Origin of the sequence: Bacillus sp. SIMBA_005 (assembly GCF_046535585.1) — a bacterium.
Lineage (GTDB): Bacteria > Bacillota > Bacilli > Bacillales > Bacillaceae > Bacillus > Bacillus pumilus.
Genome location: NZ_JAWRWI010000019.1, coordinates 1 through 10,017 on the forward strand (window position 1 = coordinate 1; position 10,017 = coordinate 10,017).

10 protein-coding genes, 6 tRNA genes and 1 pseudogene are annotated in these 10,017 nt (G+C 38.7%); 12 read left to right on the forward strand and 5 right to left on the reverse strand.

Translation table 11 applies throughout. From position 1 onward, the window contains the following. The 10 genes from SB660_RS18650 (at window position 1) to SB660_RS18695 (ending at window position 3,938) form a co-directional block, all read left to right on the forward strand. Window positions 1-76 (forward strand) — tRNA-His (locus SB660_RS18650). A 9-nt stretch (window positions 77-85) separates the two neighbouring features. Further along, a tRNA-Gln gene (locus tag SB660_RS18655) sits at window positions 86-157 on the forward strand. Window positions 158-164: 7 nt separating this feature from the next. Beyond that, a tRNA-Gly gene (locus SB660_RS18660) sits at window positions 165-239 on the forward strand. Between the two features lie 5 nt (window positions 240-244). Then, window positions 245-315: transfer RNA gene (locus SB660_RS18665), tRNA-Cys, on the forward strand. A 13-nt stretch (window positions 316-328) separates the two neighbouring features. Further along, window positions 329-417: transfer RNA gene (locus SB660_RS18670), tRNA-Leu, on the forward strand. Between the two features lie 36 nt (window positions 418-453). Next, window positions 454-535: transfer RNA gene (locus tag SB660_RS18675), tRNA-Leu, on the forward strand. 416 nt (window positions 536-951) lie between these two features. Continuing rightward, on the forward strand, window positions 952-1,377 hold the full coding sequence (locus SB660_RS18680) for a hypothetical protein (RefSeq protein WP_410583706.1): 426 nt from the start codon (window positions 952-954) through the stop codon (window positions 1,375-1,377). A gap of 428 nt (window positions 1,378-1,805) precedes the next feature. Further along, on the forward strand, window positions 1,806-2,600 hold the full coding sequence (locus tag SB660_RS18685) for a phosphotransferase (RefSeq protein WP_410583708.1): 795 nt from the start codon (window positions 1,806-1,808) through the stop codon (window positions 2,598-2,600). A 131-nt stretch (window positions 2,601-2,731) separates the two neighbouring features. Beyond that, the gene (locus tag SB660_RS18690) at window positions 2,732-3,166 is read left to right on the forward strand and encodes a DUF7832 domain-containing protein (RefSeq protein WP_410583710.1); all 435 of its coding nucleotides are present in this window, start codon (window positions 2,732-2,734) and stop codon (window positions 3,164-3,166) included. 67 nt (window positions 3,167-3,233) lie between these two features. After that, entirely contained in the window at window positions 3,234-3,938 is a 705-nt protein-coding gene (locus SB660_RS18695) for a hypothetical protein (protein WP_410583712.1), read from the forward strand. Between the two features lie 30 nt (window positions 3,939-3,968). On the opposite strand, the pseudogene SB660_RS18700 reads toward SB660_RS18695, so the two are convergent. From SB660_RS18700 to SB660_RS18720, 5 genes and pseudogenes are all read right to left on the reverse strand, one after another. Next, window positions 3,969-4,513 (reverse strand): annotated as a pseudogene (locus tag SB660_RS18700) (histidine phosphatase family protein). Between the two features lie 61 nt (window positions 4,514-4,574). Then, window positions 4,575-4,766, reverse strand: coding sequence for a hypothetical protein (locus SB660_RS18705; protein ID WP_306011893.1), 192 nt, complete (start codon window positions 4,764-4,766; stop codon window positions 4,575-4,577). A gap of 79 nt (window positions 4,767-4,845) precedes the next feature. Beyond that, complete coding sequence (locus tag SB660_RS18710) at window positions 4,846-5,169, reverse strand: hypothetical protein (RefSeq protein ID WP_410583714.1); 324 nt, start codon at window positions 5,167-5,169, stop codon at window positions 4,846-4,848. Between the two features lie 65 nt (window positions 5,170-5,234). Next, a complete protein-coding gene (locus SB660_RS18715) occupies window positions 5,235-5,924 on the reverse strand; it encodes a DUF1963 domain-containing protein (protein ID WP_410583716.1) in 690 nt (229 codons plus the stop codon). Between the two features lie 18 nt (window positions 5,925-5,942). Beyond that, complete coding sequence (locus tag SB660_RS18720; protein ID WP_410583718.1) at window positions 5,943-6,746, reverse strand: DUF2262 domain-containing protein; 804 nt, start codon at window positions 6,744-6,746, stop codon at window positions 5,943-5,945. Window positions 6,747-7,249: 503 nt separating this feature from the next. On the opposite strand from SB660_RS18720, the gene ltaS reads away from it, so the two are divergent. Next, window positions 7,250-9,190 (forward strand): lipoteichoic acid synthase, encoded by a 1,941-nt coding sequence (ltaS, locus tag SB660_RS18725; protein ID WP_058014472.1) that lies wholly within the window; start codon window positions 7,250-7,252, stop codon window positions 9,188-9,190. A gap of 155 nt (window positions 9,191-9,345) precedes the next feature. After that, the gene (gene lepB / locus SB660_RS18730) at window positions 9,346-9,912 is read left to right on the forward strand and encodes a signal peptidase I (RefSeq protein WP_058014471.1); all 567 of its coding nucleotides are present in this window, start codon (window positions 9,346-9,348) and stop codon (window positions 9,910-9,912) included. The last annotated feature ends 105 nt before the right edge of the window (window positions 9,913-10,017 follow it).

The window sequence follows — 10,017 nt, forward strand, 5'->3', positions numbered from 1 at the left end:
GCGGTTGTGGCGAAGTGGTTAACGCACCAGATTGTGGCTCTGGCACTCGTGGGTTCGATTCCCATCAATCGCCCCATTTTATTATTGGGCTATAGCCAAGCGGTAAGGCAACGGACTTTGACTCCGTCATGCGTTGGTTCGAATCCAGCTAGCCCAGTTGATTTGCGGAAGTAGTTCAGTGGTAGAACACCACCTTGCCAAGGTGGGGGTCGCGGGTTCGAATCCCGTCTTCCGCTCCAATAATGGCGGCATAGCCAAGTGGTAAGGCAGAGGTCTGCAAAACCTTTATCCCCGGTTCAAATCCGGGTGTCGCCTTTTTGAAAAGACTGCCGGGGTGGTGGAATTGGCAGACACACAGGACTTAAAATCCTGCGGTAGGTGACTACCGTGCCGGTTCAAGTCCGGCCCTCGGCACCATGTTTTTTATCATAAGTTGCGCTCTTTAATGATCATGCCGGTGTGGCGGAATTGGCAGACGCGCACGACTCAAAATCGTGTTCCTCACGGAGTGCCGGTTCGACCCCGGCCACCGGTATCTAATTTTAGATATTCTTTATTATCGTCCATTACAGAAGAATTAAGGAATATCAACGTTTAAACGTCTTTCTACAAACTGTAGGAGGGCGTTTTTTATTTGTTTTTTATTTGTTTTTTATTTGTTTTTTATTTGTTTTTTATAAGAGGACACTAGTACCCTGTGAAATTAGCACCGAACCACAGTTAGGCCACAGTACCCCACTATAGGGGAGACACCCCTATATAATCCCCTCGTCTAGTACTTGAAAAATATACATACCAGTTTAAGTGCATTAGATGATAAAAAATGGTTGTTACTGAGGGGCCATTCTAAGGAGATTAACTTATACTTTATTGATAGTTACCTTATTATTAAAATAAAGGGGCAGGCTAATTGAAGAAAGATTGGATAAATTGTACATAAGAGGTGTTGGAATGATTACGGTTGAAAATGCTGAAAGTTATCTTAAAGATAGCATTGGTGAAGATACCGATGATATAAAAAAGGTTTGGGAAACATTTAAGGCTTTTTCAAAAGTGACAGTTGAGGGCGACGAAGATAAAGAAATTTTATTTCAGTGTGGTTTCTATGATTTTACAGGAGAGGAACTATTTCATTTTGACTTTCTACGTCAGTTTACAGTTTATGAAGAAGATGATTATTCTCACATGGAACAACTACACTGTGAATTTTTATTTAAACCAACAAACGAGTTAAAAAAGTTAAAGGTGGTAGAAGAATGGTCAATGGATTATGACGATATAGAACATTTTTTTAATCATATTGAAAGTATTCATGAGTTTAAAATTCCTTTGAGTTTAAAGCCGATAAAATCAAAAATATATCAAGAAGAACTTTAATTTATATTTCATTAACGGGTGCTTTACTTGAAGAGGGTATACCTTGCCCTTTGGGAATAATTTATCTCGGAGTGCCGGTTAGACCCCGGCCACCGGTATCTATTAATAAGTTCATGATTGGTTTTTCCCGTCAATCTAACGTTTCACCCTCGTGGTGAAACGTTTTTTTGTGGTTTAAATGAGTTATTTAGATAAAAAATAGAAACCTATTAGAAAAGAATGAGCATGTACTTCTTTTAGCAGAATAATCTTTAGATGATTTGCAACATTTGATAAGATACATTTAACCATGTAAGGATACAAAATGAGGCAGCACATTCACATAAAACAGTGTACTACCTTTATTTGTATAACTAAATGAATATTTGTGGGTACATACACATCTTTAGCTGACATCATCATTGTGACCCAGTTTGAGGGGAGAATTTATGAAAAAACAAAATGATCATGAGGAGTTATTGACAGGTGGAAATGTCTCGAACGTATATCGTTCGGGAGATACGGTTCGTCGAGAAGTAAATTCAGACAATATCAATACACGAAAGCTGCTAAAGCATTTAGAAAAAAAGAATTTCTCCTATGCTCCAAAGTTTTTAGGGGTTGATGAACAAGGTAGAGAGATCTTGTCCTTCATTGAAGGCGTAGCCGGTCATGATCCTTTAAAAGAATACATGTGCTCTCACCATGCCTTAAAAGAAATAGCGAGAATGCTTAGACTGTATCATGATGCTGTTTGTGATTTTCCCATTTCAGACGATTGGGAACGAATGGACAATACGCCTAACAACATAGAGGTTGTGTGCCATAATGATTTTGCGATGTACAACATCATTTTCAAAGATAAAAAGCCAGTGGGAATCATTGATTTTGATGTAGCTGCTCCTGGTCCAAGACTTTGGGATATCGCTTATACCCTTTATACATGTGTGCCTCTCAGTAGATTTTTTCGCACTGAAAAGGGGGAGATCATGAATTATCATTCATTAGAACATGCAGGCCATATAAAGTATAGAGTCAAATTGTTTTTTGAAGCTTATGGTGAGGAAATAGCAGAAGATTATGTGGAGATGGTGCTGCTGCGTTTAAAAGGGTTATGTCAGTACATGAAACGAAAAGCGAGTGACGGGGATATAGCTTTTCAAAAAATGATTGATGAGGGGCACCTTGAGCATTATCAAAAAGACATACAATTCATTCATGAACATAGAAAAGAATGGGTTTGAGGGGTACTAGGGGCTTTCTAAAGCGAAAGAACAATTAGGTGTTTATACCATTCTAATCACGCTTAAATGAGATGGACTTACCTAGACCTAAAGTTATTTTTGAAATAGAGAAGAAATGAAGGGAGCAGGAAATGCTGTTTGAAGTAGTCGTTTATGATAAAGCAAAATATCATTATGATGGGGAGTTTCCAAAGGACTTATCTATTGATCAAGCCTTTGTACATACAGGCATGTTTTTGGGGTGGATCATTGATAATGATTTGTTCAGTGAAGAATTTGAAGAAGACATTGAGGGTGAAATTCAAAAATTTAAATCACGAGAAGTGACAGGGACTCAAATCTATATGGACTGTGATGGTGTGTTTTCAAATGATATGCTGAATGATGAGGGAAATAAATTTACCCAAGAATATTTCGATTTTGATAATGGTTTATATTTAGATGACTACGAGGAGACATTTCCAGAAGCTGAAGGCGTATATTATGTTAAAGATGGTTGGGAGAACTACGATAAAATCAAAAAAGTGATTCAAAGGCGTTATTTAGAATGGGTAAATCAGCGTTAAGGAATCAGATTTATGATTCAAAGATAAATGAGAAATAGAATAAATGTAAAAAGGCGGAGTTGTTAACTTGCAAATGAAGACGATATTACAGACCATCATTGAAGACGAGGGATCCCATGATTTTCCGCTTTTTAGACAGTACTGTGTGAAGAAAGAACAGGGTCTGCGTAAAGATGCGTTAAAGGTTCTTCAGACTTTTGTTGAAGAAATGAAGGAGAACGAATTTGCAGCACGGCGGTCATTTGTTGCTTGGCTGTTTGAAAAGATTGAACGGTTTGAGGATGGACATCATTTGCTTGTATATCCATTGATCATTGGGGTGATTCAGCCTGTTCTGCAAGAGTGGGAGAAAGTTGATCCGATGGATGTGAGGCCGTATCGCTGGCAGGGCTTGTTTGTGCATCGGGGAGAAGGGCTGCCCTATTTATTGAAGGCACTAGAGCTTGGAGGCAGCAAAGAGCAGCGTGTCATTGTTCAAATATGCGAAACCTATTTATCGGCTTTATGGTATTCGTTTCATCATATACATGAAGATCTTTATTTGAGCATCTATGAGAAAGACCAAGAGCGAATTCAAGGTATTGAAGATGTCATGATGCTGATCGAAGATAAGAGAATTCGCACTAATGTTGAAAAACAAGTAGCCTATTATGATCGGCTTTTATCAGACTGGAAGAAATTTCAGCAAACGGAGACAAGAGGCTTCATGAAATGGTGTGCGGAGCGTAAGAAGCCGTATGAGTGGGTAGAGGCTTTTTATTATCAACAATAGATAAGGAAACGGCAGAATTCATTCTGCCGTTTATTTATGCCATATTCGCTCTATTTCTATATGATCTGGTTTAAAATATTTCAGGACATAGACATCTGGATTGCTTAGTTTTTCCCACTCTTTGAATCCAATCATGGGATCGACATGTTTAAGAAGCAGGCTCATAAGATTGCCATGTGTAACAAATAGGGTATGATCGTTTTCTGAATTTATTTGTTCGTAGAATAATTCTACAATGCGGTTCATGGCTTCGAGGCTTGATTCTCCGCCCTCACAAGTCAAATGTAAGTCCGTAAAACTGAGCTTTAGTTTCTCGTACCAATCGTCCATTGGTTTGCTACTTAGCACACGTTCAGCGAGACGTTGATCAATTTTTACCTCGAGTTGTTTTGCATGAGCAAGAGGATCAGCAGTTTGGAGCGCTCGCTTGTAGGGACTTGGATGATCTGATTGAAGTGAATGCCATTAAAGAACTCTGCTAGTGCGTGAGATTGTGCGATGCCTTGTGGCGTTAAAGACGCATCCTCGGATTGTCCATTTGCTTGGCAGTGTCTCGCGATATAATATGTTTTCATGGGCCACACCTTTCATCGAGTATAAAAAAATCATCCGGGATTGGATGAGGTTAGGTTAGGTTCATTTGTTCGGGTCTGTTTCTTTATAGGGATCTGTGAGCTTCGAGGTAAGGTCTAAGTTGAACAAAAAATCATCTATGGTGTCTGAGCCAAAGGGAAGTGCGGAGAAGTTGATTGGGATGCTGTCTTCCTGTTTTTCAGTGGTGACCTGCTGTCTTTGCTGCTTTTTTTTCCAATAATTAAACAAGCGCATGTGAAGCCCCCTTTTCTATGAAAAAGATGGATTTATACATAATATACGGGGAGAGTTGTCCAGGCGTCAAATGTTTTCTTCAAAAGGATATATGAAAAGAGCCACACAGGATAGTGCGGCTCTTTTTGTATATGTACATAGCACGACGTAAAGCTTTCAGTAATTTACGTTCGCATTTTAAGTTGTATCGCTTGCGCTGGAGTTTATCCGTGTGACATCTGCCAATGACGTGTCTGACATCAGGATGATAAATGATAAGGTGTCTGTAAGCTGGATCATTTAATAATGCATGAAACCAGCTATACTTTTTGAGCTCGCCTTCGTTGCTAGAGATATCCTCTTCATCTACCTGTAGAAAAGGAATATACACAGCTAGTGAGAAGATATCAAAAATGAATCCCATGTTGGTTCCTCCTTCCATATTATTTCCTACGCTTAGAAGGAGGGAAGGTTTCATTCAATACAACGTTAAAAACAATCCCAATGCATAAACCATTCTTTTGTGTCTTTGTCGTAATAGAAATACATCGTGCCGTTATCCCCAATCATAAACCGAGGTTTTTCTTCTGAGGCGATTTGCAGCATGAACTCGCCTGGTTGATGATGGGGTGGGGATTGAATATATGCTCCATATCCACCGATTTTTGTGAACGAATAATGGGTGTATTGATCAAAGAAGTGTTCTGTCGCTTCATCACTTTCATTCACTTCTGATAAATCAACATATGACCAAGCTTCTTCCCAGCAGGGGAAGTCCTTTTGCTCATTTTCGTTCCATTGGATTTGAAAGGGTTTTAGTCCTCTCACTTCTTCGGGAGTCTCAACTACTTCTAATCCATCCATAGTTGAATATTCAATGAGTTTCCACCCTTCGCCGTTTTTTGTGATATCCATCGGAAGTGCTTTCTGATTGAGAAAGATTTGAATCAATTGACATTCATTGAATCCGTTTAATCCTCCTGGCACTTCAGGTAAATGAATTTGTAAGATTGGAATCATGACACCATCTTGATCTATGGGCCAGCCTTGATCACGGTGGATGAAGAAATGACCGGCAAACCAGCTGTATGCTGCTGGATCAGGACGAAAGCCACCAATCTTAGCCACGATGGGTGTTTTCCCTAATTGTTTTAATTCATGAAAAGCTTTGAACTCCATTACTTACCCCTCCAATTGTTAGCCTGCAATGTGGGCATCTTGAAAGGTGCCATTGATATTGCCAGAGACAATAATGACATGTCCCCAAAACAAATCACCGTCATGACAGTAGACCTCAAACTCTCCATTTGGGTAGGCATGCAAGCTTTCGAGTGAGATTCGGCTTATAAAGTGATCCAGCGTAAGCTCTTCTTGTGTTTCAGCGGAGTCATCTTGTGCCTGCCAGTCTTTAGCTAGTTCAAGCAGCTGATTTGCTGCAAATGATTTAATAGAAGCATCCCATGTAGTCTGCTCTTTCATGAGTTGTCTAGCGGTTCGAAGAGAGTCGTTTACTTTTTCATCTTCTTCGAGGTTGAAGTAGAGCAGGCACTCTTGATTACTCCACTGGATCGTTGTTTCAAATAAGTCTAGTCCTTTCACTAATTCAAAGGTACCCAGTATGTCATCATGATAAAAAATAGGTTTTTGGGCTTCTTCTAGTATCACTTGCAGCTCTTCATCCTGTGTATCTGTATCGATGAGTGATACAAGCATGAACTCACCTTCGCCTTTTCGGACCTGAAGTGTCACGATTGATTCTTTATGTAATTGTGTCTGCTTTTCCCTTAATCCCTCTTCATCTGTTAACCAGCAGAGTCTGATGTTTTCTGTTGTGATGAGGTCTTTATCTTTCCATGCAATCAGTGGAATAGAAGCGGTCCAAAGAGATTCCTGTCCGGCTTTTCCTGCACCTACTCCTGAGGGTCCTGTGACAGCAATGATGTGGTCTATTTCTTCTGAAAATCGTTCTTCAAATGCGTTTATTTGTTTGTTATGTTTCATGTGATGTCCTCCAGCCTGATTTGTTGAAAATCTATATCTTTATCACACCGCATATGAGGAGGAGAAATCAAGCTTTTTTTGCTTAAAACTTTTTTAGATTGTTAGAAGGAGATAAAATACATGGATGGCTGGAAGTTATCAAATTTTGTATAAATTTAGGTGAAAGAGTCGAAAGACCTAGGTGATTCTTCCTTTTCTTTATAATTACTTTGACACGAATAGATGAAAAAAGTAAAGTAGTACTGAGTGATTTACAAACCCTTCTTCATCCATTGAATTGCAAAGTGTGTGTAAATCAAATGTAAATGGATATTTTTCCTTTTATTTACTCGTGTTTTTTTGAAACCTATAATGCTTCTCATACGTTATATTAGAGGAGCACACATATCCGGCGGAAACAGAGCATCGGAATGCTTGGTGAAGAAGATTTACATTTGCAAAATCAATGTAAATTTTTTATGATTTCATTTATATCAGAACGATAATAAGAAAGAAGAGGTTTTATGAAAAAAATATTTGCGAACAAATATAGCTTTTTTGTATTGGCTGTCCTTTTATTTTGGGCGAAATCGTATGCAGCCTACAAAATGGACTTTAATTTAGGAGTGAAAGGTTCTTTTCAAGAGGGTCTTCTTTTATTAAATCCATTTAGTTCAGCCATTGTGTTTTTGGGACTGGCTCTCTTTTTGAAGGGTCGTAAATCTGCCATTGTTTTAATTGTGATTGACTTTATTATGACCGCACTTTTATATGCGAATGTAGCGTACTACCGTTTCTTTGATGACTTTTTGACTTTCTCCACAATGAAGCAAGCAGGCAATCTTGGAGGAGGCATGACTGGCGGTGTGTTATCTAGTATTAAGCCGCATGACCTTTTGTATTTCCTTGATATTATGATCTTGATTGCGATTGTGATTTGGAGACCAGAAGTGAAGAAATTCCAAATGAAAAAGACATTTGCACTGCTGATTGTGGCTGCAGGTGTAGGACTGTTCTTCGTAAACCTTCATTTAGCTGAAAAGGACCGTCCAGAATTGTTAACAAGAACATTTGATCATAAGTATGTTGTCAAATATTTAGGTGTTTATAATTATACGATTTATGACGGAGTACAATCAGCACAAAATGCAACACAGGTAGCAAATGCGAGCAGTGAAGATTTAACAGATGTTGTAAACTATACAGCTTCTCACTATGCGAAGCCAAATGCAGAGTATTTCGGTAAAGCAAAAGGGAAAAACATCATTAAAATCCATTTAGAAAGCTTCCAGTCTTTCTTAATTGACTACAAACTAAATGGAGAAGAAGTGACACCGTTTTTAAATAAGCTGGCTCATGGGAAAGAGGACTTTACGTATTTCGATAACTTCTTCCATCAGACAGGTCAAGGAAAAACAGCTGATGCTGAACTGATGATGGATAATAGTATGTTCGGCTTGCCAGAGGGAGCAGCGTTTGTAACAAAAGGTGAAAACACTTACCAATCACTCCCTGCCATCCTAGATCAAAAAGCAGGCTATACGAGCGCAGTGCTTCACGGGGACTATAAATCTTTCTGGAACCGTGACACGATTTATAAGCATATGGGATATGATCAATTCTTCGATGCTTCATATTACAACATGGATGAAGAAAATCTTGTGAATATGGGTCTGAAGGATAAACCATTCTTCAAAGAATCAATCCCGATGCTAGAATCAATGAAAAAGCCATTTTATGCACATTTAATGACATTGACTAATCACTATCCATTTAATTTAGATGAAAAAGATGCGACGATTGCTAAGGCAACAACTGGTGACAAAACAGTAGATAACTACTTCCAAACAGCAAGATATCTAGATGAGTCATTAGAGCAATTCTTTAAAGACTTGAAAAAATCAGGTATGTATAAAGACTCTGTCATTTTATTATATGGTGATCACAACGGTATTTCTGAAAACCATAACCGTGCAATGAGCGAAATTCAAGGGAAAGAAATTACACCTTATCAAAATGCGCAAAACCAGCGTGTACCACTCATGATTCGTATTCCTGGCAAACAGGGTGGCGTGAACCATACGTATGGTGGTGAAGTAGACGTGATGCCTACGCTTCTTCACTTACAAGGTATTGATTCAAATGAGTATGTGAATTTTGGAACAGATCTATTCTCTAAGAAGCATGATCAAACTGTTGCATTCCGTAACGGAAACTATGTGACACCAAAATATACACTTGTAGATAACACTGTCTATGATACAAAAACAGGTAAAGTTGTGAAACAAAATAAAAAGACAGAGGCAATTAAAGCCCGTGTCGATAATCAGTTAAGCCTATCAGATAAAGTGCTTTATAGGGATCTTCTTCGATTCCACAAGCTGTCTGATTTTAAACCAGTGAATCCATCTGATTATTTCTATGGTAAATCAAAAGAAAAAGAAGAGGATTCTTCTGCTAAGTAACTGAGTTTTGGGCAAGCACAGAAGGGTGCTTGCCTTTTTCTCTCTCATCGCTTGATTTGTTGGCAAAATATGTTTATATTTAGGGTGATACAAGCGTGATGCTGGCGTGTAGCTGGTGTAACGCATTTCGTCCTAGGGGATTTCAGGAGGAGCTTATGACAACAAATACAACAACACAAAAAAAGAAATCAGAAGTATGGGGCTGGCTTAAAGCGATCTTAATCGCATTCATCGCTGTTTTTATCATCCGTAACTTTTTATTCGCACCATACATTGTCAAAGGGTCTTCCATGTACCCAACATTGCATGATACAGAACGGGTTTTTGTGAATAAAACAGTTGATTACTTCGGTGATTACAAGCGGGGACAGATCATTGTTCTTGATGGGGAAGACCGCAGCACTCATTATGTTAAACGGTTGATTGGTTTACCTGGTGATAAAATTGAAATGAAAAATGACCAGCTATATGTCAATGGTCAAAAAGTGGCAGAGCCTTACTTAGCGTCAAACAAAAAGAAAGCAGCTGCAGATGGGACCTTGCTGACACCTGATTTTGGCCCTCTTACCGTTCCAAAAGGCAAGTATTTTGTCATGGGTGACAATCGTCAAAACTCAATGGACAGCCGCAATGGCTTAGGTCTTTTTACAAAGAGTGATATTCAAGGAACGACTTCATTTGTGTTTTATCCTTTCCAAGACATTCGACTACTTAATGATTAATGACACATAAAAAAGCACACTGAGGTGTGCTTTCAGCTTGTAGACAAAGTCTACAAGCTTTTTTGTATAATAAGGGTAATAACACAAGTCTGTGGGGGATGAACA